Genomic DNA, 23,688 nt, shown 5'->3' with positions numbered 1-23,688 from the left:
TCATTCTTTCCTTTAAGGAAAGTGGTTAAATCGTTTAAAATCATGTCTTTTGTTTTTTATTCTTTTAATGTTATATCATAACCGTTTCTGGTTGTTGCTGAACCTTAAGTAAGGGTAGGGATTTATTGGTCTTTATTAATTCATGGATCTTTTCGTCATATTCGCTACATGACCATACCTGGCTTTTTTGAGTGGTGAGCACACACGAATCTTTATGGATACAGGTGGGGCAAATATTGAATGGATTCGATTTCATAGTACACTGTTTTTGTTTTATATACTAAAGGCAATCGATATGCCAGCCCCCCGAACGTTTGGTGCCAGATAGGTATGGAAATAGAAAAACCCTTGTTGTACAAGGGTTCTGGGTCTTTTTCGAGAAGGGAAGGGGAAATAACAAACGGTACAAAATTACCCGGATGGAGAAATTTGTACCAGTAAAAATTAGTTTATTCTGACAGTTTCTGCCGAATGGTCTTCCTATCAATTCCTAAAATCTCGGCGGCTTTTGTTTTATTATTATCAGTAGCGTTGAGCACTTTTTGAATATATCGTTTCTCCATTTCTTTGAGGGGGAGAAGTTCATGCTCAGGGAATTCTATGTTGTACTTTAAAGAATCCGGAAGGTGCTCTACCGAAACTATTTTGTCGCACATGATAACCGCACGCTGGATTACATTCTCCAGTTCGCGGATGTTTCCCGGCCAATCATAACGTTCTAAAATAGCCAGGGCCTCCGGGCTTATTTTTATAAAACGGTCTTTAAACTCAACACCATATTTAAAGAGGAATTTTTCAGTTAATAACGGAATATCTTCTTTCCGCTCCCTTAAAGGTGCTACGTCTATTTCAACTACCGTAAGGCGATAATAAAGATCTTCCCTAAAGGTTTCTTTCTTGATCATTTCCTTTAAGTCGCTGTTGGTAGCGGCAATAATGCGCACATCAATTTTATCTGCTTTTTGGGAACCCACCTTGACCACTTCTTTTTCCTGAAGTACTCGCAGTAAGCGGGATTGCACAGCAGTTGAAGCGTTCCCTATCTCATCGAGGAAAATCGTACCACCATTTGCCGCCTGGAAGAAGCCATCGCGGTTTTTTTCAGCTCCGGTAAATGCTCCCTTTGTATAACCAAATAATTCGGCTTCCATTAAATTTTCTGGAATACCGCCGCAGTTAACTGCAATAAATGGGGCCCTGGAAAATTTACCTTCATAGTGTATGGCGCGTGCCACAAGTTCTTTCCCCGTTCCACTTTCGCCTTTGATGAATATGGTCGCTTTATTATCCTTTACGCGTTCAATGATCTGGATAATATCCCTGATTTTTTCAGAATTTCCAATCATCTCCCCATACGCCTTGTCTTTTTGGATTTCTGTCTTGGAAAAAGCAGTATTGGATTCATTCTTAATTTTTAGGGATTTATCTACTGCACGTCCCAACTCATCTTTTGTAAAAGGCTTGGTCAAATAATCTACCACGCCTCTCTTAATGGCGGCCAGGGAATCCTGAACCGATGGATAGCCCGTTACCACGAGTTTAGGTAAGTTGGGATAATGTTCTGATACAAATTTGATGAGCTCTGTACCGTCAATCTCCGGCATTTTTAAATCTGTAATGAGCAAGTCAATCTTCGTGTCGCGCAAGATCTGTACGGCTTCCTTGACCGATACTGCTTTGTAGGTGTGATAATGCCATGATTGTAAATGACGCTGCAATAGTTCGAGTATATTGATGTCATCATCTACGATTAATATGTTTTCTTTTTTAAGCTTCATCGATCGACTAAAATAATCAAGATTTTGGAAGTTTTACGGTAAAAGTTGCGCCTTTGCCAATATTGTTTTCTGCAGTAATAGAGCCTTTGTGACTAGATATAATCCCGTGCACTACACTTAGGCCCAGCCCGGAGCCGTCACCCGTAGGTTTGGTAGTAAAAAACGGTTGAAAAACTTTTTCCAGGGCTTCTTCAGATAAACCAGGGCCTTCATCGGAAATTTTTAAAATGATATGGTTTTTAGATTGCAAAGCTTCGATGCTGACCATTCCATTTTTTGGTGAAAAGTAGATCGCGTTGATTATTAAATTGAATATGATCTGTGTAAGTTGTATGGTATCCGCTCGAAGAAAAAGTTCTTTTTCATCGATATTGACCCTGTATTTAACTTCGGCTTTTTTAAAAGAAGCATCCAGTAGGGCAAGGGCGTTTTTTATACTGGGCACAAGGTTCACCTGTCGCATTTCCTGTGGCATTTCACAGGCAAAGAACATCAGTTTTTTTACAACTTCGCGAGAAAAAATAGCATTATTAATGATCTTGTCGAGATCTTCCAACACAGGTTTGTTATTGCTAAACTGGTCCTTTAATAACTCGGCAAAACCAAGGATGTTGGCCAGGGGGGTGTTGAGTTCGTGGGCAATGCCGGCAGTAATTTCCCCTAAAATCCCTAAACGATCTGCACGTTCCATCTGCCGTTTAAGGGATGTTTCATTCTGCTGAATTTCAATACGCTCTAAGAGGTTGCCAATTTTAAGGGCAACACTATCCAATAATTGCTTTTCTTCCTTTAAAAATGAACTCTTATGGTCATTTAAAGAAGCAATGATAGAACCATTAGGCCTGTTGAAAACCTGGATTTCTGAAGTAAGATTGAGTGTTTCATTTGTTTTACCAGTTTCAATAGAGGAGATTGATGTATTGACGGCAATCTCCGTCTGCTTAGGAAATTGGAACCCTTTCTTTAAACTTAAAGCAATAGCTTTTAAAGTCTCCTGCATCTGCTCAATATCTGCATTTACAATAATGGAGGAAATTTCATAGAGACAGGTAAGTTCTTTGATTCGTTCTTTTAAAGCGTTTTCTGTACTACTCATTAATTACATTTTGTATGATGAATTGGCAGCATAATTTTACTGTAACCCTTAAAAGGGAATGATCTTTAATATAGAAGTTTTCATTAAAGCTAGATTAAATTAATTTTTAAACTTTGAATGTCATCACCGGTAATTTGGCATGATTGGCAAGATCTTCAGAAACACTTCCATTTAGGAAATGATTTAGACCTTTTCGGCCGTGGGTACTTACTGCAATGAGATCTGCATTGGTTTCTTCGGCATAATGAATTAATCCATCTTCTACCGTATACCCGGCGATAAATTCTACTTCATCTGTTCCGCCGGCCGCTGCAAAATTCCTTACTTTCTCATTAAATTCCCTCGAGCTCATAAAGTTAGTATAGGGTAAATTCACATAAACAGGATGAACCTTACTTCCTAAAGTTGAAAGCAACGCTATACTTTTTGAAAATACAGAGGTGTTTTCCGGGTTTAAATCGGTGCCCAATACAACATTTTTCAAATCAAAATTTTTAGGTTCAGACTTAAGGACTAATACAGGGGTATTACTGTTACGAACCATTCTTTCTGCATTTGATCCTGCAAATATGCCATCCTGGGCTGTTAAACCTTGGGAGCCCATAATTATTAAATCTGCATTTACTTCCTTTGCCACAAGATCAACTTCTTTATACACCTTATGATGCTTAATCATAGGTTCAACCTTAACATCCTTTAAATATTCTTTCTCAAGAAATGTTTCGAATTTTTTCTTTGCAAGGGCGAACATAAACAGCATTTCATTTTTATTTTCTGTATCTGATTGTGAAATTAACGATTCAGATAACTCTAACATATGCAATATGTGAAGTGTGGCATCGTGCTTCCTTGCTAAAATTGCTCCTGCTTTTAAAGCAAACTCAGATTGTTTTGAAAAATCAACCGGTATAATAATATGTTTCATCTTGTAAATTTTTTAGATTATTAATTTTATTAGTAATAAACTGAAGACTTTGATCATTGATGATTTTTTCTATTGGACTCTCAGTCTTTCCATGCAAGAGACTTTCTTTATACGTTATATTAAGATAATGTTTCCATATGATTAAATATCATTTTTCTCTCCAATACTAAGGGGAGGATTTTTTTTAGTAGCATAATTTCTCTATTCACCATAGCTTAACTTTCCATCTATTATTTTTACCGGTTGGGTATAAGGATGCTCATTTTCTTTGTTTAAGCCCATAATATGCATCACTTTCCAGCCTTCCACTTTTAGGGCATCAGAAATCATAGAACGATGACAACTCCACCAAACCGCCTCAGAACACATGATGGCCGAACTTTTTTGTTGTACCAGCTCTTTTAGTTCCCTAAAACCGGCTTTAAAATTTTCGGTTCCCATATAATCTGCATAGCCCCTAAAAGAAGGGTGGCGCCAGATGCTATTTTTGGATTTGGGATCTGGTTTTCGTCTTCCTCCCAGAATTTCTAAATGGGTATAAGAAATCATATCTATCGCTAAACTTTTTTTCAGATCTTCTTTATTAAATTGAGGAAACTTGCGTGAGCCGGGATATCTTCTTATATCTATGACCTGTTCAATTTGAAAAGATCTCAATATTTCTATAAATTCTTCAAAACTACGAGTGGAATGGCCAATGGTCCAGACTTTCTTATTTTTTTCGAGTTTCATAAAATTGTTTATTATTGAATGCTGTGGTACGTATTTTTAAGGCACGAATGTTTTTACCTGATACAATCAAATTTCATCAAATGTTCTTGAACCATGTCAATTATAGGTGATAGATTTTAACGATAAAGCTTTTAATTCATGAGGAGCATCTTCTTCCAAAGCAGATAGTTATCCCTCTTTCAAGCTTTACTGGTGTCAGTATTCAATAATACCTTGATATTAGGATGTTTTTCATTATATTCAGGATCGTTTGTTAAAGATGCTGTTCCATAAGTTGATTTCTGATAGTGAAAATTTAAATTATTTAGCTGATTTCTTCCCTACTTTAAGAAAACAGGTTTAATTTTCTTTTTCCCAAAACTGTTTGCACACTTTGACCATTATTAATTCCTGAAGGCTTTCCTAAATGGGTTCCCGAAATTGATCCCTTTTATTAGTATTAGGATACATTAAAATGATAATACAATACGAAGGCCCCCAGTAAATTTCAGAATTGTTGGGTTTTGGGATGCATTTGAAATGTATAGAGTGGAGTAGAAGGCATAAATTTGGAGTCTTTCTAAGTAACAATTTTGAGTCAGATAGTAGCAGGATTTTTTTTTGTAATAACATCAGTTGTAATAACTTTATTAAAAAAATATAAATGAATACCATAGAAAGACATAAAAAGATCATTGATAAAATTAATCAGGAGGGGCAGGTTAAAAGCCAGCTATTATGCGATGAGCTCGATGTGTCTTCAGTAACCATTAGGAAAGATCTCAAGTTTTTAGAAGAAAAAGGTATGCTATACCGCATGCACGGTGGTGCTACGCTTAATAATCCCTACGCGACAGATCTTCATGTGAATGAAAAGGAAAAAATGCATTTATCGGAGAAGATGATTATTGGAAGTGCTGCGGCTAAAATGGTGACTGCCAATGATTCTATTTTAATCGCTTCCGGAACTACCGTATTAGCATTGGCAAAAAGTATTAGGCCACAAGAAAACCTTACGGTTATTACTAGTGCACTAAATGTCGCTCTGGAGCTTAATAAACACCTGGAAATTGAAGTAATTCAGTTGGCGGGAATTTTAAGAAAACGGTCTTCATCAGTTACTGGAATGTATGCGGAAGGGAATCTCCATGATTTTTCGTGCACCAAGCTTTTTTTAGGAGTAGATGGAATTGATCTGGAGTTTGGCCTTACCACCACTAATGTGATGGAAGCAAGACTTAACCGGGAAATGATCAAAGTTTCCCAGAAAACTATCGTACTGGCAGATTCTTCAAAATTCGGGAAAAGAGGTTTTGGTAGAATTTGCGGTTTTGATAATATAGATGAAATCATTACAGATGATAAGATCTCCGATTTTACCAAAAGTGAATTGGAAGAATTCGGTATTAAAGTTACTATAGTTTAGCTGCTGAGGTATAAAAATACCAATGCGGCCAATCCTGCTCCGGCGAGAGGGGCGACTACCGGAATCCAGGCATAGCTCCAATCACTGCTTCCTTTTTTCTTCTGCGGAATCAAAGAATAGATAATTCTCGGGCCAAGATCCCTGGCAGGATTTATAGCATATCCCGTGGTTCCACCTAAAGCAAGACCGATAGCCCATACCAGAAATGTTACCGGGATAGCCCCCAGTGAACCCATTCCTATGGGTGTTTCAGTATCACCACCCATTACAGGATCAGTCACATAAAATATTACAAATATCAGTGTGAATGTTCCAATCACTTCACTTATAATATTTGAGAAAGGACTCTTTATTGCAGGAGTAGTGCAGAAGGCGGCTCTTTTCAGTAATGGATCTTCAGTCCTGTTAAAATGATCTTTATACATGATCCAGACGAGAAAACTACCAGCCATTGCACCAAGCATCTGGGCAAGTATAAATTTAGGCACAAGAGCCCAGGAGAATTCGCCTGCAATAGCAAGGCCAATCGTGACAGCAGGATTTATGTGGGCGCCGCTGTAGGGGGCGGATATAACTACACCGGTAAAAACCGCAAAGGCCCATCCGGCAGTTATAACTATCCACCCACTATTAAATCCTTTAGTATCTTTTAAAACTACATTGGCAACAACTCCATTACCAATTAATATTAGGAAAAACGTTCCCATAAACTCTGCAACAAATTGTGACATATCAGATTATTTTGATGACCATGAATTAGTAGCTTCAATGGCTTTTTTCCAGCCATTTATAAGTTCTTCTGTATTGAAAACTTCAGGAGTATATACCTTACTTTGTTCCCATTTTCTTTCAACCTCTTCAATATTTTTCCAGAATCCTGAACCTAGACCAGCCAGATATGCAGCACCTAAGGCTGTAACTTCTGACATTTGAGATTTCAGGATTTTTGTATTGAGAATATCCGATTGAAATTGCATCAATAAATCGTTTTCAGTAGCACCTCCATCAACGCGCAATTCTTTTATTTCAAGATTGGAATCAGCCTCCATCGCTTTTAAAACATCATAAGTCTGGTATGCAATACTCTCCAAAGCTGCCCTGGCAATATGATTTTTAGTAGTACCTCGTGTAATACCGGTCATCGTTCCCCGTGCATGCTGGTTCCAGTATGGGGCTCCCAGGCCGGTAAACGCCGGAACAAAATAAACACCACCGGTATCTTCAACTTTGGCGGCCAGGTCTTCTATTTCGCTCGCCGAAGTGATTATCTGAAGGCCATCTCTTAACCACTGCACGACTGCTCCGGCTATAAAAATACTACCTTCCAGGGCATAAGTTACTTTCCCGTTTATTTTCCAGGCAATGGTAGTTACGAGGCGGTGTTCTGAAACAATCGGTTTATCGCCTATATTCATCAACATAAAACAGCCCGTCCCATAAGTATTTTTTACCATCCCCGGATTAAGGCACATCTGGCCAAATAAAGCGGCATGTTGGTCTCCCGCAATTCCGGTGATCGGTATTTTTTTTGAAAAAATAGCACCAGATGTTATGGCCAAATTACCACTGGACTCAACAACCACGGGAAGCATGGAAGATGGAATTTCGAATAATTTTAGGAGTTCATCATCCCAATCTAAATCTTTAATGTTATACAACATGGTGCGAGAGGCATTGGTGATATCAGTAATATGACTTTCACCTCCGGAAAGGTTCCATACTAACCAGGAATCGATGGTGCCTAATAATAATTTTCCTTTTTCCGCTTTCTCTTTCGCCCCATCAACATTATCAAGAATCCATTTAACTTTAGTGGCTACAAAATAAGAATCGATCACCAAACCTGTTTTTTCTCTTATCATATCTTCATATCCCTGCGCTCTTAGCTCGTCACAATAATCAGAAGTTCTTCGGTCCTGCCATACAATTGCATTATAAACCGGTTCCCCGGTTTCTTTATCCCAAACCACTGTGGTTTCCCGCTGGTTGGTGATCCCTATTGCCTCAATATCGTCAGATTTCAATTTGCTTTTCGACACCGCTTCTGCAGCTACACCAATTTGAGTAGACAAAATTTCGTTGGGATCATGTTCAACCCAGCCTGGTTTGGGAAATATCTGTTTGAATTCGCGCTGTGTTATGGAAATAGCTTTTCCTTCCTTATTGAAAACGATCGCTCTCGAACTTGTGGTTCCCTGATCAAAAGCAAGTATGAATTTAGACATGATAGGTGGGTTAAATATTAATTTCTTTCTTTTTATTGGATTTTACTTTTTTGAAGGGCTTTGGAAAATAATTTCCAGCAATTTTTTTGAAATGGGCGATCTGTTCTTTTTCCCAATTATCATCTTTGTTCAATTCGTTTTTTAATAAAGATGCAATTTTAGGAGCCATATCAACAGCTGCCTGGGCATCCAGGAATAAGATCCTGAATCTCCTGGCCAATACATCTTCTACTGTTCGACCCATTTCAAAACGAATAAACCAGATTACTTCGGCTACAATATGAGGAAAGGATGGATGGAGTTGTTCTTTATATCCAGGCTTCTCGTTACTTAATTTTTTTATTTTCTTTGCGTCACTTCCGTAAATGTAAAAAGGATCACTCTGTGGGACCATTTTTTCTGAAAATCCATGGATTTTTAAATTTTCGGTGATGCACGAAATATCTTTAAGTCCTCCAACTTTGATGGCTTCATCTACTGTATCCTCAGCCATTTTCCTATAGGTGGTCCATTTTCCGCCGGTGATGGTAATTAATTTCGATTTATCTGTAATAAGTTTGTGGTCTCTTGAGATCTCTTTAGTTCCTTTCTCTTCATCTTGAGGGACTACCAAAGGCCTAAGGCCTGCATAAACGCTTAATACGTCATTTATGGTTGGTTTTTTAACCAGATAATTTTGAAGGGTTTTAAGAATAAAATTAATTTCTTCTTCAAGAGGTTTTGGTTCTTTACTTGGAGCTTTCATTGGGGTATCGGTAGTTCCTACTAGAAGGTGATCCTTCCAGGGAACGGCAAAAAGCACACGCCCATCCGAAGTTTTTGGGATCATCAATGCTTCTTCACTTTGCAAAAATTCCCTTTTTAAGACAAGATGAATTCCCTGACTCACTTTGATGATAGGTGTTGCATTTTTACGATTTAGCGACAAAATACTATCGGCAAACACACCAGTAGCGTTTATGACTATTTTCGAATTTACCTCAAAGCTTTCACCTGTTTCCAGATCTTTGGCAAATACTCCAGAAACTTTTCCTTCCTTTTTGAGAAGGTTGTTGACTTCGAAATAATTTAGTAAAGTAGCATCATTTTCAGCGGCAGTCTGGGCTATATTCAATGCCAGTCTTGCGTCATCAAATTGACCATCGTAATAGATCACTCCACCACTAAGGCCTATTAAATTTAAATTATGAAATAGGCTTTTGACTTTTTTTGTATTAATAATTTCAGTTTTACCAATTCGAAGTCCTTTTGCCATCCAGTCGTAAACTTTCAGCCCAATACCATAATAAAATTTTTCCCACCATTTGTAGCTAGGAATAACGAAAGGGAGCATTTTTACCAGATGAGGTGCATTTTGAAGCAATAAACCTCTTTCTTTTAAAGCTTCCTTCACCAGGCCTAAATTTCCCTGTGCAAGATATCTAACACCGCCATGCGCCAGTTTAGTGCTCCTACTGGATGTTCCACTGGCGAAATCATCCCTTTCTAGCAATAAAGTTTTAAATCCCCTACTGCTTGCATCAAGTGCAACTCCTAAACCTGTAGCACCCCCACCTATTATTATAATGTCCCAATGAGCATTTTCTTTAAGTTTTCTTAACGAGTTGTGCCTATTTAAATAATGGGAAGTAGAAAATTTATTCATATTTCATACAATTATCGAAACAAAAGTATAATTAAAAATAATAAAAAAAAACTTTTCGAAAGTAAATTGTTATTCTGTATTGTTATTTTTTATTATATTCGCATCTCTAGGGTATATAATTTATCATATTATAAACTGAAGAAAAGGATTAATTCAAAATCGAAACCTTTTGTTAATATACTCTTAAACCATAATTGCTAGAAATTAAGAAGATTTGTAATGAATTCTACAAACCAAATTCAAACTCAATGAAAAAAAAGATCCTTTTATTAAATTTCATTCTATTATGTTGTGTATCAAATGCTTTTGCACAGCAGTTTAATGCGAAAGGAAAAGTGGTAGATCAGGCAGGATTACCATTGCCTGGAGCTACCATTTTAGAAAAGGGCACCAGTAATGGTGTAGTAACCGACTTTAACGGTGATTTCAATATAGACGTGGCAAGTCAGGACGCAATCCTAGAAATTTCGTTTTTAGGTTTTGAAACTATTGAAATTTCTGCAAACGATCCAGATTTATCTGAAGTGAATTTAGCGGAAGATGAAAATGCCTTAAATGAGGTTGTAGTAACTGCGCTGGGTATAAAAAGGGAAGAAAAAAAGCTTGGTTTTTCCCAGGCCACAGTTGGCTCAGAAAAGCTTTCGCAAGCCGTGCCCACCAACTGGTCTTCCGGTCTAAAAGGTAAGGTCGCAGGTCTTAATATAATATCGTCCGGTTCGGGACCCTTAAATTCTCAGCAGATTACTTTGCGAGGTAATAACTCTTTAAATCCTAATGGGAACAATGCTTTAATAGTAGTAGATGGAGTGCCGGTAAGTTCGGAAATGACCACATCGGGATCTGGCAGTGCTTATGGTGGGAGTGATTCTCCTATTGATTATGGAAATGCTATTTCCGATTTGAATACAGATGATATTGAAAGTGTAACTGTTCTAAAAGGACCTGGTGCAACTGCCCTTTATGGTAGCCGGGCTGCCAACGGAGCGCTTATCATTACCACAAAATCTGGTAAACAATCTAAAGGTCTCGGAGTAACTTACACTTCAAGTGTAAGCCTGGATGTAATTCAAAGGTGGCCAGACTGGCAATATGAATACGGGCAGGGTACGGGAAAATCTTTTGATGAAAACGGTGATCCTTATTATTCGTATGGCTCTTCTGAAGATGGAAATAACACAGGTAGCACTAGTAGCGCCTGGGGTCCAAGATTTGACGGACAGCAATACTTTCAATATGATCCTGCGGTTGAAGGCCAGGGTGCTGAAAGAACCTTATGGAGGCCTTATAAAGATAATCGAAAAGCCTTTTGGAGAACAGGGGTTACCTCCATTAATAATATTTCGTTGCAGGGTGGGAATGAGAAAGGAAGTATGAGAGCTTCTGTTGGCTATACTGATAACGAATGGATTATGCCGAATACCGGTTATGACCGCATGACGGCGTCAGTAAATGCTAATTACCAAATCTCAGATAAGATCAAGATTAATTCAGTAATTAATTATAACAACAGGAATAGTGATAATTTACCAAGTACAGGATACAATAACGGATCAATTGCATATTTTATGATTTTTCAAAATCCGAATGTTGATCTTGACTGGTATCGCCCTATCTGGGAGGAGGGTCAGGAGCAAATTCAGCAAATTCAACCCTTTAGTTCTTTTATCGATAACCCTTATTTGATTGCTTATGAAGCGACTAATTCTTTGGCGAGCAGTCAGATTGTGGGTAATCTTTCCGCTACTATAGAATTGAATCCAAATCTTAATTTATTATTGAGAACTTCGTTGAACACATATAATCAGGATCGTGAACAACACAGGCCTTATAGCATTAATCGATTTGCAAGAGGATATTTTGAAGCCCAGGATATCTGGAAACAAGAAGTGAACTCCGATTTTCTTTTGACATATGATAAGGAGATTTCTAAAGATTTTTCATTAAGCGTTTCTGCGGGGGGAAATCTTAGAGATTACCAATACCGTAGAACTGATGCCTCTGTAGAAGGATTGGTAGTCCCTGGCGTATATAAACTTGCTAATGGGATTAATGCTCCTATCATTAATACCTACGATAGAAATAAAAAGGTCAATAGCTTATATGGACTTGCTTCATTCTCTTTTAAAGATTTCATTTTTGTAGACATTACTGGACGAAATGATTGGTCTAGTACACTGCCTAAAGCGAATAATTCGTTCTTTTACCCATCAGTAAATACCAGTTTTATACTTTCTGATATGTTCAATTTTGAAGGAGATTTCAATTACCTAAAATATAGATTTTCGTTTGCTCAGGTGGGTAATGATACTGATCCTTATAAGACAAGTAAATATTACAGTCAGAATGCATTCCCAAGTTCAGCAACTGTTCCAACTACCCTTTATAATCCAAATTTTAAACCTGAAATCACTACTAGTTATGAAACCGGTGTGGAAACAAGATTTTTTGGTAATCGTCTGAAATTTGACGGAACTGTTTACCAAACTATCACCAAGAACCAGATTATTTCAGTACCGCTGGATATTACTACAGGGTATAGTTCAGGGGTCTTGAATTCAGGAGAAGTTCGAAACAGGGGTATGGAATTAACTTTTACCGGAAAAGTCATCAACACAGACAAATTGAGGTGGACATCCACATTAACATGGTCTAAGAACTGGAATGAAGTTTTGGAGCTAGCTGATGGGATTGATAACCAACAGGAAATTGGTTCTGGTGGACAGGCAACTTTGCTGGCAAAGGTAGGAGGGACTACCACGGCAATTTATGGATATGGATTTGTTCGATCTCCAGATGGCCGCATTGTTTATGACAAAGGTGGCTTACCTGCATATCCATCTGAAATTGAGTATATTGGTGATGCAAGCCCAGATTGGGAAGCTGGTTTTTATAATAGTTTCCAAATTGGGAATTTCACGCTGAATGCGATGTTGGATGGAAAATATGGTGGGATCATCTATTCGCAGACGCACCACAAATTAACCCAACAGGGAAAACTTCGCTCAAATTTTATGGGCCGTGAAGAAGGATTTATCATTGGGGATGGAGTGGTTCTAAATGATGACGGGACATATTCAGAAAATACCAAGGAGGTGCTGCCCCCAGACTGGTATAACCGCTATTATCGCAGGGCAAATGTAGAGTCAAACTCATTTGATGCTTCCTATTTGAAATTAAGGGAATTGAGTATCCAATATAATTTTTCAAAAAAATTATTGAAGAATACACCCATCTTAGGTTTGAATGTCTCTCTCTTTGGAAGAAACCTCGCGACAATTTCCGATTTTCCTATTTATGATCCTGAAACCGCAGCCCTTAATGGTGATACTATTTTACCTGGTGTGGAGTTAGGACAGATGCCTTCTCCGGCAACTTATGGATTTAATCTTAAAGTAAATTTATAATCGATCAACGATGAAAAATATTAAATATTTAATTACAGGTATAATTGGTTCTTTGATTCTCTATGCTTGTACCAGTGATTTCGAAGAAGTAAATGAAGATCCAAATAGGATCGCTCAAATTAGTCCAGGAACTTTAATCAATCCAATAATTTATGGATTAGCCAGTCATAATGCGGATAGAAGTGCCAGTATTACTTTTGACCTTATGCAGGTATCCCTTCCATTTCCAAGTATTTCCGGAGGTTTGCACAGGTATGATGTGAGTCAGAATATAGGGAACTCGTCCTGGTACTGGTATTATAGGTGGCTCAATAATATTGATGAAATGCTGGAAGCCTCCATTGCAGCTGAAGATGAAAATTATGAAGCGATCGCTTTAACTTGGAGGGCTATGGTTTTTGCAAACCTTACTGACCTTTTTGGGCCCATTCCCTTTACTGAAGCCACTATGGGGGAAGAAGGGAATTTCTATCCGGCTTTTGATTCGCAGGAATTTGTCTACGAGTCGATTCTTGCCGATTTGGAAAGAGCGAATGAAATTTACAATCTGGATGAGTCGATGGTGTATGCGGATGATATCCTCTTTCATAATGACGTTGCAAAATGGCAAAAGTTCACGAACTCTCTTCATATGAGATTGTTATTAAGAATTTCAAACCGTTCAGAAACCAATGCTTTTCAGAAATTATCTGCAATGATCAACAATCCCGAGATGTATCCTGTATTTGAAAATACTGAAGAATCGGCTATTTTGGAAGTTACGGGCGAAACACCAAATGTTTCTCCATGGGGAAGGCCACAGGATTTCAGGCTAAGTGTGAAAATTGCGGAATTCTTTGTTGATAATTTGAATCAATGGGAAGATCCACGAAGACCAATTATCGAAACCATGGCTCAGGATGCTGATGGAAATAGTATTGGTTATAAAGGAATCCCAAGCGCCTATGCCGGGGCCGAATCACAATTCGAGTATAATGCCTCCACCTTTAATATAGAACAGGTAACAAATCCTATGGAGATTTTCATATTGCCTTATTCTGAAGTTGAATTTATCAAGGCTGAAGTTGCCCAAAGGGGATTTACTTCAGGGGCAGAAGAGCATTATAGGAATGGTGTTGAAGCAGCTATTGAACAACTTGGAGCCGAAGTGCCTGCAGGATATTTTGATAATCCCGATGTCGCATATGACGGAACTTTGGAGCAAATCATGCTTCAAAAATACTATGCGCTTTATTTTGTGGATTATCAGCAATGGTTTGAATACAGAAGAACCGGCCTGCCGGAATTGCCCACTACCGAAGCAATGGAAAACGATGGAATAATGCCTTCCAGGTTTTACTACCCTTCAGATGTTCAAATAAATAATTCTGAAAATTATCAAAAAGCACTGGATCTTTTAGGAGGGCCAGATGATATCAATACAAAAGTGTGGTGGGATGAGTAGAATGGGAATTAGCCTTTTTTCTAATTTATTTTTAGTTTCATTATTTATGGGTATTTCCTTTTCAGGGAATACCCAAATTGTTGCTAAAGGAACCGTTTATCTGGACAAAAATGAAAATGGAAAGAAGGACGAATCAGAAAAAGGAATTTCAAAAATAGCTGTGACTAACGGTGAAAACGTTGTGTTAACAGATAATTCCGGTAGATATAACTTATCAATTTCTGATGATGACATTATTTTTGTGATCAAACCAACGGGGTATCGAATTTCTGAAGGAAATAATAATTCAAAATTCTATTACATATATAAGCCCAATGGTTCGCCGGATGCTAAATATAGCGGTGTTAAACCTACCGGAAAATTGCCGAAAACGATCGATTTTGGGCTGGTTCAACAGGAAGAAAGCGAAGATTATACAGCCTTGATATTCGGCGACCCACAACCAAGAGATCTAGAAGAGCTCCGGTATTTTGAAGAAAGTGTTATAAAGGATATTGATAAAAATAAGAATTTCGCCTTCGGAATAAGCCTGGGTGATCTGGTATGGAACGACCTGGATTTGTTCGAGCCGTATAAAAAAGCAATTTCCAAACTTGGGTTCAGGTGGTACGATGTCATGGGAAACCATGATATGAACCTGGATGCAAAGGAAGATGAACTTTCAGACGAAACTTTTGAAGCGCATTTTGGGCCTTCAACTTATTCTTATAACTACGCGAAAACCCATTTTATCATTCTGGATGATATGTTATTTCCAGATCCTCGCGATTCCAAAGGATACTGGGGAGGTTTCACTCCAAAGCAAATGAAGTTCATCGAAAATGATCTAAAATATGTGCCCAGGGATTATTTGGTTGTCCTGGCCTTTCATATTCCTATCAGCGAGCCTTACGGGGATTCCTTCAGGGATAAAGACCGCGAAAAGCTATTTGATTTACTTAAAGATTTTCCGCATACCTTATCCCTTTCCGCCCATACACATATTCAACGACAGGATTTCTTTGCTGCTGAAAATGGCTGGAAAGGAAAGGGCATTCATCACCACTTTAATGTTGGAACAACTTGTGGTGATTGGAATTCGGGAGAAATTATCAATGGTGTTCCAGATGCTGAAATGCGTGACGGAACCCCAAGAGGCTACGCTTTTTTAAAAATTGAAGGCAATCAATATTCTGTAGATTATAAAGTTGCTGGGCAACCTGATGATTATCAGGTTCGTTTATTTGTTCCCAAAGTGATGGCTCAGGGAGTCAATTCTAAAGCCGGGATGTATGCAAATTTCTTTATAGGTTCTCAAAAAGATGAGCTGCTTTACCGGATTGATAGTAGTGATTGGAAACCGATGCAATATGTGGAAGATTATGATCCTTCTTATGCCAACAGGGTGTATGACTGGGACCTTTCTGATACACTAATTAATGGACGAAGGCCTTCAAATCCAATAGATAGTAAGCATTTATGGTATGCAAATTTACCAACAACCCTGGAAGCAGGTACTCATGAAGTGGAAGTAAAAGCGACCGATATGTTTGGCCAGGTTCATACCGCAAAGGGCAGTTATCGCCTTGAATGAAATTATTTAGATTGAATTGATTTATGAAAAAAATATGCTACCTGGTATTCCTGTTTTCTTTCTTCTCTTTTTCGCAAAAGAAAATCAACCTGAATTCACCCGATGGAAAAATCCAGTTTCAGTTTGAACTTAAAAAGGATGCGCCTTATTACAGAATTATGTTTGGAAATCAGCTTCTTATAGATGATTCAGCCTTAGGGTTAATATTTAAAGATGCCGAACTTCAGAAAAATCTACAACTGGGAAAACCGGAATATCAGGAAGTGGATACAACCTATAAACTGGTGGTGGGAAAGACCAGCGAAGCGCGAAATCATTATAAAGAAGTGACTCTGCCCTTGACGGTGAAGGACCGAAAAATGGTCAATATCGTGGTTCGTGTTTTTAATGATGGGGTTGGTTTTAGGTATGAATTTCCCGAGCAGGACTGGAAATCTTATGAACTTACAGATGAAAAGACTTCTTTTAATATTTCAGGAAATCCAACTGTATATTCCATGTTCTGGGGATCGTATGACAGCTCGCACGAAGCCTTGTATCATATCATGCCTTTTAATGAAATCCCGAAGGACACCTTGATGGATATGCCGGGAATGTTCAATTTTTCTGATAAAGCCTACCTGAGTATTACCGAAGCGAATTTGCGGGATTATGCCGGTATGTATCTTAAAAAGAAAGAAGGTTATCTGGAAACACAACTTTCTCCGCTACCCGGTCAGGAGGAGGTAAAGGTGAAAGCTAAACTTCCGCACCATACCCCATGGAGAGTCATTTTAATTGGTGACCGACCGGGTAAATTGATTGAAAGCAATATCATCACCAGTTTAAATGAACCTTCAAAAATTGATGATACTTCGTGGATCAAACCGGGAAAGACCTCTTTTCACTGGTGGAACGGTGATATTGTTCCTGATACCACCTTTGCTCCCGGAATCAATTTCAAAACCAATAAATATTACATCGATTTTTGTGCGAAGAATAATATACCCTATCACGCCGTAATTGGCTATGGCGGAATGGCCTGGTATAAAAGTGATGCATCTGGGTATAGTGTAGTGGGCCCGGCCACCGATCTAACCCAACCGGTTGCAAGTCTGGAAATGCAGAAAATCTGCGATTACGCCAAAGAAAAAGGCGTTTTCATCAACGTGTGGGTTCACTGGCAGGCGCTATATCCACAATTGGAAGAAGCTTTTGCCCAGTTTGAAGAATGGGGAATCAAAGGCATGATGGTCGATTTTATAAATCGTGACGATCAGGAAATGGTGAATATCATGGAAGAGATATTGGAGAGTGCTGCAAGACACAAGCTGTATATTCAGTTTCATGGCTCTTTTAAGCCTACAGGACTGCACAGAACCTATCCTAATGAATTGACGCGGGAAGGAACTTATAATTATGAACAGAATAAATGGCAAAAAAAGCCAATTACGCCTGAGCATGACCTGAATGTGGTATTTACAAGGATGCTTGCGGGAGCCAGCGATTATCACCTAGGCGGATTCCGTGCAGTGTTGCCAGAAAATTTTAAAATTCAATACACCAGGCCCTTGACTATCGGAACCAGAAGCCATATGATGGCTATGTATGTAGTATTGGAAAGTTATTTGAGCATGGTAGCCGATTATCCTGAAGCTTATGAAGGAGAACCAGGTTTCGATTTTGTGAGCGAAGTTCCAACCATCTGGGATGAAACGGTGGTTCCCGAGGCTAAACTTCAGAGCCATGTGGTCATCGCAAGGAGAAAAGACGATAATTGGTATATTGGATCCATCAATAACTCCGAGAAAAAATCAGTTTCATTTTCTTTCGATTTTCTGAAAGAGGGTCAAACTTACAAGGCTACAATTTATGGAGATGATGCGGAAACAGATTCCAATCCTAACCATATCAAAATCGAAGAGAAAACATTTCAGAAAGGAGATAAATTTCAGTTTGAAATGGCTTCCGGCGGAGGTTTGGTCATTAAATTAGAACCTGTCAATTAGAATAATATTTAATCAGAATACTTTAAAATGAAAAAGCTTGTATTAATATTCCTTGGATTACTGATTGTTTCCTGCGGAAGTGGCCCAAAACCAAAATTTCATGACAATATCGTAGTGGCACACCGTGGCGCATGGAAAGCGAATTCGCTGCCAGAAAACTCCATCGCCTCGTTAAAGCAGGCGGTGGCAATTGGAGCTCATGGATCTGAATTTGATGTGCATATTAGCGCAGACGACAGCATAGTGGTGAATCACGATGATGATTTTAAAGGAATGCTCATTGAAGATACTCGATATAACGAGCTGATTTCCAAAAAGCTTTCGAATGGTGAAAAACTACCCACCTTGAGGGAATATCTCGAGGAAGGAATGAAACAGAAAACCACTAAACTTATTCTGGAGATCAAAAAAACAACAGATCAGGAAAGAACACTGGAACTTACCAGAAGGTGTGTAGCTCTTGTTAAGAAAATGAAGGCTGAAAAGTGGGTAGATTATATCACTTTCGATTATGAAGCTGGAAAACTGGTTCATGAACTGGATCCAAATGCGGAAATTGCCTATTTGAGCGGTGATGTTAGCCCGGCGCAGGCAAAAAAAGATGGATATACCGGCCTTGATTACCATTTCAGTAAGTACAGGGAAAATCCTGAGTGGATTCCAGAAGCCCATGCATTGGGAATGTCTATCAATGCGTGGACGGTAAATTCTGAAGAGGATATGAAATATATGATGGGTCAAAATGCGGAATATATCACTACCAATGAACCGGAATTACTACTTCAACTTCTGACTGATGAAAAATAGGTTTTTCTTTTTCTCATTTCTGATAATTACATTAACAGGTAGTCTTACTGCTCAGGAATTTAATCAAATTTCTGCCTGGGATGAATCGGTGAATAATCGGCTGGAAAGTTTCTTGGAAGGAACAAGGATTATAAAAGAACGAAAAGTGGCAGTTTTCGACTGTGATGGGACGCTGCTTGGACAATCACCCTATTACCTGGCCGATGAAGCGCTATATAATTATGCTAAAGAGGAATTTTCAGAAAAAAAAGACAGTATTTCTCTGGCGAAAATGGCAGTAATTGATTCGCTTCTTCATGGTAATAATGTGGGGATGGATTATGTTCAACGCCGAATAAGCTTTTTATCGGGACTTTCAACTACGGCGGTGGAAAACATTGGGGAAGAAATGTTTCATGAAAAATACGAGAAAAAGTTTTATCCTGAAATGAAACAATTACTGGCAAATCTTGAAGATTATGGTTTCGAGATTTGGGTGGTGACGGCTTCTCCAGAAATTCTTTATCAGCAATTTGTAAGTAATAATATGGGAATTCCTATGAACCGAATCATTGGGGTGAAATCTGTAATTCATGAGGGTAAGATTACAGGAATGCTTGTTCAGCCCGTGCCACAGGACGAAGGAAAAGCCAATGCAATCCAGACCTTTATTAAAGCTAAACCTTTATTCGTTGCCGGGAACAGTCGGGGTGACCTTGAAATGATGAATGAATCTGTAGGTTTAAAAATGATCGTTAATCCAGATGATTCTAATAAGATGAACAGTGAAAAAGACGAATCTCTAAATGGTCATACCCTGAAGCAATACTGGCAGGACCACGAAGCGATCATCGTAACCTGTAAGGATATTTCGGAAGGTGATTATGAATATGTTTCAGAAGAATTGGAAATAAAGCGAAATACGGAACACCAAAAAGTCGAATAAAGTTTATTCCAGATAAGGTTTTAGTATTTTGGCCCATTTTAAATAACCTTTTTCGTTGAGATGTAAACCCTCGTCGGTGAATTCGGCGTTGAGGCGATTTTGATCATCCAGAAATTCCGGATAAATATCGATTAGAGTAATTCCCATTTTTGGAGCGATTTTCCTCAATTGATCATTGATATAAAGAATGTGACCATCCTTATCGTAATGTCTTTTGTAAACATTAAAAGATTTATTTACCGGCAGGATTGTTTCAATATAAATTTTGGTTTCTGGTGATTCTTTCTGAATACGTGAAATAATCTCTTTAAAATTTTTGAGAATCAAATCATCGGGAAAGCCCCTTGAAATATCATTAATACCGATCAAAAGGAATATTTTTGAAGGTTGTCCTTCGGTTACTTCATCCAGTCTTTCTAAAATCCCAAATGTTGTATCGCCAGAAATCCCCCTGTTTCTTGCCATCGGCAATTGTAAGAGTTCATTCCACTGAGCTCGTGCGGTAATACTGTTTCCAAGAAAAATGATATCATTTTTGCTATCTGGATACGTTCTGAACTGTTTGACCTGAACAGGATAGGTTTTTGGTCTATAGGTCGTTTCAATGGAATTTTGAGCATAGCTAGATAAACAGCTTACTATCATTAATAGTGCAATAAAATTTTTCATTTAAAATTTTATATTTAAAAGGTTTTCAATAAAAAGAAACTTAAAAGAGTTTCAATATAGTATACTATTATTTGTTTTTAATATAGAAAGGGAATTTATGAAAATAATATGAAACTTTAATAGATCACAGAGTCTATTAATTTGATAGAGAGAAAAGCGCTGTTGATATAATATCAGAAGGGGCTAAATTTGAAACAATTTAGCCTGAAACCTCTCTTGAGACTAACAGTTTTGAGATAGATAGTCCCTTTTCTTTTCCGAGAATTTACCGAATTCTTAAAAAGCCCGTAAATATTATTTTTTAAGCTTCTCTGTTTTTAGGGATATACATTGGCTAATCTAATCGAGGATAGTGGATTTCAAAAAATTTTTATTTTCCCAAAAAAGGAAAATTTCAATTTAATGCCTAAAATTTAAGGTAAAAGCGGAACCCTTATTGACCTCACTAGTTACAGCGACACTTCCCCCCAATGCTCTCATATAATCATTTACAAGATATAATCCCACCCCTTTGCTTTCAGAATGGCCATGAAAGGTTTCGTTTAAGCCAAAAATCCTCCCGCCAATTTTTTCCATATCAAACCCAAGACCGTTATCGCCAAAAATAACCTGAATAGAATCGGGGGTTTTTTTGGAGGTAATGCTGATTATTGGAGGAACTCCTGATCGCGCATATTTTATTGAATTTGAAACTAAATTCAGAAAAATACTATGCAGGTAAAATGAATTGAAGTTTAAAAATTCCACTTCAGAGAAATTTATATTAAAGCTGGTTTTTGTATCCTTAATTAAATATTTAATTGGTTCAAGCGTATCTTTTACTACTTCGTGCAGATTTATTTTTTCTGGTTTAACCAGCGATTTGTTCTTTTCCTTGATATTATCGATGTAATTGTTTAATATATCCCGAAGGCTCTCTGTAGATTGTTTCAGCAAATCCATGTAGAGTAAATTATCTTCATTCTTTATTTCTGAATAATCCAAAAGGCTGAATAAAGAAATTAAATTATTCACGGGGGATTTGAGATCGTGCGTGGCGGTGTAAGATAAATGGGTTAGTTCTTTATTTAAACTGGTGAGATCGGCAATTAGGGCATTTCTTTCTTCCGCCTGATTTTTAATATGGTTTATATTTTTTGCAATTGCATAAACAAGTCCGTTAGATTGTTCTGGAATGGAAGTCCAGGTTAGCCATATAATTTCTCCCGATTTTGTTACATACCTATTTTCAAAGTTTAGAAGCGGTGATCCAATTTTAAGGCCTTCTCGTATCTCTGCCGTACGAACCCTGTCTGGTTCATATATTAAATCACAAATGGGGAACGAAAGCAATTCTTGTTCGGTATAACCTATTAAATTAATGAATGCCGGATTGACTTTCCGGAAATACCCATCATACCCTGCAATACAAAGGTAATCGTGGGACAATTCAAAGAAGGCCGAAAGAATTTCTTCGGTTCTAGCCGGAATAGTAGGTTCATTCATAGAATGTTAAATTTATGAAAAATTTCTGAAAAAATGACTGCCCCTGGCCTTTTCTGAATAAACTTGGGATGATTTCTGTTTTTCAAGTTATCCATCTATTTTCAAGTTTTCAGGCGTATTTGAAAACAATAGACTGAAAATTTTTCCATACCAAGAAAATCCAACGGGAAGAAAATCCCTCAGGTTATTAGACTTCTCAGTCATTTCACTTCTTCGAATGGCCATATTCTTTATTGCGTTGGAAATTCATAAAGAATTATATTAGAGAGAAAAAGTTGGCATCAGTTAATTTGGATATAATTCATTCATCATGCTGAATGACATTTTCGCCCACAATACAAATCCTGCAACCAGTTCAGGGTCGTGTTACACCTTTGGATCCCGAATCCAAAACTGAGGACGTTTCCCTGCGGGTTATCATTGCGAACCTGCCTGCGGTAGGCAGGCGCAGTGAAACAATCTATTATGGAGACTGCTTCGTTTCACTCGCAGTGACGGTAAGGTTCATCTTTTCATTATAAAATTTCATTTCGAAAGTAGGGAGACATATCTATTCAAGCAAAAAAGCATCGCGTTGTGCGATGCTTTTTCTGTTATTAGCTGAAATTTAATTCAGCATTTTAAATAATTTTTCAGCGACAAGCCCTGAAGATGCCGGATTTTGTCCGGTAATAAGGTTGCCCTCAACCAAAACATATTCTTCCCAGTCGCCCGCTTTAGAATAATTTCCACCATTTTCTTTCAGCATTTCTTCCACTAAAAACGGAACCACATCGGTTAATTCTACCGCTTTTTCTTCAGAATTGGTAAAACCTGTAACTTTTTTGCCTTTTACCAGAGATTCCCCATCTTTTCCTTTTACATGCTTAAGAGCTGCAGGTGCATGGCATACAAAACTTATGGGCTTCCCGGCAGTATTGAATTTTTCAATAAGCGCGATGGAATCTTTATCTTCGGAAAGATCCCATAACGGGCCATGTCCGCCTGGATAAAATACAGCGTCAAAATCTCCTGGATCTATTTCTGAAAGAACTTTGGTATTATTGATCAGTTTTTGTGCCTCTTCATCTTCTTTGTATCTTTTTGTGTCTTTAGTTTGATTGTCTTCTGTATCACTAGAAGGATCTATAGGCGCTTTCCCGCCTTTTGGAGTGGCCAGGGTAATAGCTACACCTTTATCTAATAAAGTGTAATAGGGGCTGGCGAATTCTTCAATCCAAAATCCCGTCTTTTTTCCTGTATCTCCCAGTTTATCATGGGAGGTTAATACGAATAATACTTTCATAACTTATTTTTTTTGCATTAATAATCTTTGCGATATTTTCGTTAACTTAATAGCTCTAATGATCGCTTCTGAAAGGTAGCGAAATATTTAGAATGGGGGGAATGCATTGTGCATTCCCTTTTTTAAATGCTTCTGAAGCACCGTAAAAACGGCTGTTTTTAATAAGGTCTTCTGTATATAATTAGACATCTATTCCAATTTCAGAAGAATGCTTTATATTATTTGGTTTAAAGTTTATAAAAAAGGTTCAATAGAAAATTTTGCCTGAAGCTGAATCATCTTCTAACCTGTTTCCAAAAGCA

The 23,688-nt window shown here is 37.9% G+C and carries 18 protein-coding genes; 7 read left to right on the top strand and 11 right to left on the bottom strand.

The window, feature by feature from the left end; genetic code table 11:
• Positions 1 to 70 precede the first annotated feature (70 nt).
• The 5 genes from DHD80_RS06795 to DHD80_RS06775 form a co-directional block, all read right to left on the bottom strand.
• The gene (locus tag DHD80_RS06795) at positions 71 to 256 is read right to left on the bottom strand and encodes a hypothetical protein (RefSeq protein ID WP_251740402.1); all 186 of its coding nucleotides are present in this window, start codon (positions 254 to 256) and stop codon (positions 71 to 73) included.
• 193 nt (positions 257 to 449) lie between these two features.
• Complete coding sequence (locus DHD80_RS06790) at positions 450 to 1,778, bottom strand: sigma-54 dependent transcriptional regulator (protein ID WP_251740401.1); 1,329 nt, start codon at positions 1,776 to 1,778, stop codon at positions 450 to 452.
• A gap of 16 nt (positions 1,779 to 1,794) precedes the next feature.
• The gene (locus tag DHD80_RS06785) at positions 1,795 to 2,874 is read right to left on the bottom strand and encodes an ATP-binding protein (RefSeq protein ID WP_251740400.1); all 1,080 of its coding nucleotides are present in this window, start codon (positions 2,872 to 2,874) and stop codon (positions 1,795 to 1,797) included.
• 106 nt (positions 2,875 to 2,980) lie between these two features.
• Complete coding sequence (locus tag DHD80_RS06780) at positions 2,981 to 3,799, bottom strand: universal stress protein (RefSeq protein ID WP_251740399.1); 819 nt, start codon at positions 3,797 to 3,799, stop codon at positions 2,981 to 2,983.
• A 201-nt stretch (positions 3,800 to 4,000) separates the two neighbouring features.
• A complete protein-coding gene (locus DHD80_RS06775; RefSeq protein WP_251740398.1) occupies positions 4,001 to 4,531 on the bottom strand; it encodes a DUF488 domain-containing protein in 531 nt (176 codons plus the stop codon).
• Between the two features lie 643 nt (positions 4,532 to 5,174).
• Between DHD80_RS06775 and DHD80_RS06770 the strand changes: the two genes are divergently transcribed.
• Positions 5,175 to 5,936, top strand: a complete 762-nt coding sequence (locus tag DHD80_RS06770) for a DeoR/GlpR family DNA-binding transcription regulator (RefSeq protein WP_251740397.1) — start codon at positions 5,175 to 5,177, stop codon at positions 5,934 to 5,936.
• On the opposite strand, the gene DHD80_RS06765 is transcribed toward DHD80_RS06770, so the two are convergent.
• The 3 genes from DHD80_RS06765 to DHD80_RS06755 are packed head-to-tail and all read right to left on the bottom strand — an operon-like array spanning position 5,933 to position 9,806.
• Positions 5,933 to 6,667: an MIP/aquaporin family protein gene (locus DHD80_RS06765; protein WP_251740396.1), complete on the bottom strand. Its 735-nt coding sequence runs from the start codon at positions 6,665 to 6,667 to the stop codon at positions 5,933 to 5,935. The two genes, DHD80_RS06770 and DHD80_RS06765, sit on opposite strands and share 4 nt — an antisense overlap.
• A 6-nt stretch (positions 6,668 to 6,673) precedes the next feature.
• Entirely contained in the window at positions 6,674 to 8,161 is a 1,488-nt protein-coding gene (gene glpK, locus DHD80_RS06760) for a glycerol kinase GlpK (RefSeq protein ID WP_251740395.1), read from the bottom strand.
• A gap of 10 nt (positions 8,162 to 8,171) precedes the next feature.
• Complete coding sequence (locus DHD80_RS06755; RefSeq protein WP_251740394.1) at positions 8,172 to 9,806, bottom strand: glycerol-3-phosphate dehydrogenase/oxidase; 1,635 nt, start codon at positions 9,804 to 9,806, stop codon at positions 8,172 to 8,174.
• Between the two features lie 248 nt (positions 9,807 to 10,054).
• Here DHD80_RS06755 and DHD80_RS06750 point away from each other — a divergent pair, with 248 nt between their 5' ends.
• From DHD80_RS06750 to DHD80_RS06725, 6 genes are read left to right on the top strand one after another with little or no spacing between them, the layout of a single operon-like run.
• Complete coding sequence (locus tag DHD80_RS06750) at positions 10,055 to 13,210, top strand: SusC/RagA family TonB-linked outer membrane protein (RefSeq protein WP_251740393.1); 3,156 nt, start codon at positions 10,055 to 10,057, stop codon at positions 13,208 to 13,210.
• A 10-nt stretch (positions 13,211 to 13,220) separates the two neighbouring features.
• Positions 13,221 to 14,654 carry a SusD/RagB family nutrient-binding outer membrane lipoprotein gene (locus DHD80_RS06745; protein WP_251740392.1) on the top strand — a complete coding sequence of 478 codons (1,434 nt, stop codon included), beginning with the start codon at positions 13,221 to 13,223 and terminating at the stop codon, positions 14,652 to 14,654.
• Positions 14,647 to 16,227 carry a calcineurin-like phosphoesterase C-terminal domain-containing protein gene (locus DHD80_RS06740; protein ID WP_347709959.1) on the top strand — a complete coding sequence of 527 codons (1,581 nt, stop codon included), beginning with the start codon at positions 14,647 to 14,649 and terminating at the stop codon, positions 16,225 to 16,227. The genes DHD80_RS06745 and DHD80_RS06740 overlap by 8 nt, the downstream gene beginning before the upstream one ends.
• Before the next feature lie 23 nt (positions 16,228 to 16,250).
• A complete protein-coding gene (locus DHD80_RS06735) occupies positions 16,251 to 18,215 on the top strand; it encodes a glycoside hydrolase family 97 protein (RefSeq protein WP_251740391.1) in 1,965 nt (654 codons plus the stop codon).
• Between the two features lie 27 nt (positions 18,216 to 18,242).
• Complete coding sequence (locus DHD80_RS06730) at positions 18,243 to 19,022, top strand: glycerophosphodiester phosphodiesterase family protein (RefSeq protein WP_251740390.1); 780 nt, start codon at positions 18,243 to 18,245, stop codon at positions 19,020 to 19,022.
• Positions 19,012 to 19,947, top strand: a complete 936-nt coding sequence (locus DHD80_RS06725; RefSeq protein WP_251740389.1) for a haloacid dehalogenase-like hydrolase — start codon at positions 19,012 to 19,014, stop codon at positions 19,945 to 19,947. The genes DHD80_RS06730 and DHD80_RS06725 overlap by 11 nt, the downstream gene beginning before the upstream one ends.
• A gap of 3 nt (positions 19,948 to 19,950) precedes the next feature.
• Here the strand turns inward: DHD80_RS06725 and DHD80_RS06720 are convergent, their stop codons facing one another.
• From DHD80_RS06720 to DHD80_RS06710, 3 genes are all read right to left on the bottom strand, one after another.
• Positions 19,951 to 20,616 (bottom strand): GDSL-type esterase/lipase family protein, encoded by a 666-nt coding sequence (locus DHD80_RS06720; RefSeq protein ID WP_251740388.1) that lies wholly within the window; start codon positions 20,614 to 20,616, stop codon positions 19,951 to 19,953.
• A 399-nt stretch (positions 20,617 to 21,015) separates the two neighbouring features.
• Positions 21,016 to 22,101 carry a PAS domain-containing sensor histidine kinase gene (locus DHD80_RS06715; protein WP_251740387.1) on the bottom strand — a complete coding sequence of 362 codons (1,086 nt, stop codon included), beginning with the start codon at positions 22,099 to 22,101 and terminating at the stop codon, positions 21,016 to 21,018.
• A gap of 607 nt (positions 22,102 to 22,708) precedes the next feature.
• A complete protein-coding gene (locus DHD80_RS06710; RefSeq protein ID WP_251740386.1) occupies positions 22,709 to 23,386 on the bottom strand; it encodes a type 1 glutamine amidotransferase domain-containing protein in 678 nt (225 codons plus the stop codon).
• Between the last annotated feature and the right edge of the window lie 302 nt (positions 23,387 to 23,688).

Origin of the sequence: Gramella sp. AN32, from assembly GCF_023718305.1 — a bacterium.
Classification (GTDB): Bacteria; Bacteroidota; Bacteroidia; order Flavobacteriales; family Flavobacteriaceae; genus Christiangramia; species Christiangramia antarctica.
The sequence above is the reverse complement of the archived record's forward strand: the minus strand, read 5'-3'. Positions and strand labels throughout refer to the sequence as shown.

Coding starts and splice junctions, on each gene's coding strand:
- DHD80_RS06795 (WP_251740402.1), bottom strand. CDS start 256: ATGAAATCGAATCCATTCAATATTTGCCCCACCTGTATCCATAAAGAT.
- DHD80_RS06790 (WP_251740401.1), bottom strand. CDS start 1,778: ATGAAGCTTAAAAAAGAAAACATATTAATCGTAGATGATGACATCAAT.
- DHD80_RS06785 (WP_251740400.1), bottom strand. CDS start 2,874: ATGAGTAGTACAGAAAACGCTTTAAAAGAACGAATCAAAGAACTTACC.
- DHD80_RS06780 (WP_251740399.1), bottom strand. CDS start 3,799: ATGAAACATATTATTATACCGGTTGATTTTTCAAAACAATCTGAGTTT.
- DHD80_RS06775 (WP_251740398.1), bottom strand. CDS start 4,531: ATGAAACTCGAAAAAAATAAGAAAGTCTGGACCATTGGCCATTCCACT.
- DHD80_RS06770 (WP_251740397.1), top strand. CDS start 5,175: ATGAATACCATAGAAAGACATAAAAAGATCATTGATAAAATTAATCAG.
- DHD80_RS06765 (WP_251740396.1), bottom strand. CDS start 6,667: ATGTCACAATTTGTTGCAGAGTTTATGGGAACGTTTTTCCTAATATTA.
- glpK (WP_251740395.1), bottom strand. CDS start 8,161: ATGTCTAAATTCATACTTGCTTTTGATCAGGGAACCACAAGTTCGAGA.
- DHD80_RS06755 (WP_251740394.1), bottom strand. CDS start 9,806: ATGAATAAATTTTCTACTTCCCATTATTTAAATAGGCACAACTCGTTA.
- DHD80_RS06750 (WP_251740393.1), top strand. CDS start 10,055: ATGAAAAAAAAGATCCTTTTATTAAATTTCATTCTATTATGTTGTGTA.
- DHD80_RS06745 (WP_251740392.1), top strand. CDS start 13,221: ATGAAAAATATTAAATATTTAATTACAGGTATAATTGGTTCTTTGATT.
- DHD80_RS06740 (WP_347709959.1), top strand. CDS start 14,647: ATGAGTAGAATGGGAATTAGCCTTTTTTCTAATTTATTTTTAGTTTCA.
- DHD80_RS06735 (WP_251740391.1), top strand. CDS start 16,251: ATGAAAAAAATATGCTACCTGGTATTCCTGTTTTCTTTCTTCTCTTTT.
- DHD80_RS06730 (WP_251740390.1), top strand. CDS start 18,243: ATGAAAAAGCTTGTATTAATATTCCTTGGATTACTGATTGTTTCCTGC.
- DHD80_RS06725 (WP_251740389.1), top strand. CDS start 19,012: ATGAAAAATAGGTTTTTCTTTTTCTCATTTCTGATAATTACATTAACA.
- DHD80_RS06720 (WP_251740388.1), bottom strand. CDS start 20,616: ATGAAAAATTTTATTGCACTATTAATGATAGTAAGCTGTTTATCTAGC.
- DHD80_RS06715 (WP_251740387.1), bottom strand. CDS start 22,101: ATGAATGAACCTACTATTCCGGCTAGAACCGAAGAAATTCTTTCGGCC.
- DHD80_RS06710 (WP_251740386.1), bottom strand. CDS start 23,386: ATGAAAGTATTATTCGTATTAACCTCCCATGATAAACTGGGAGATACA.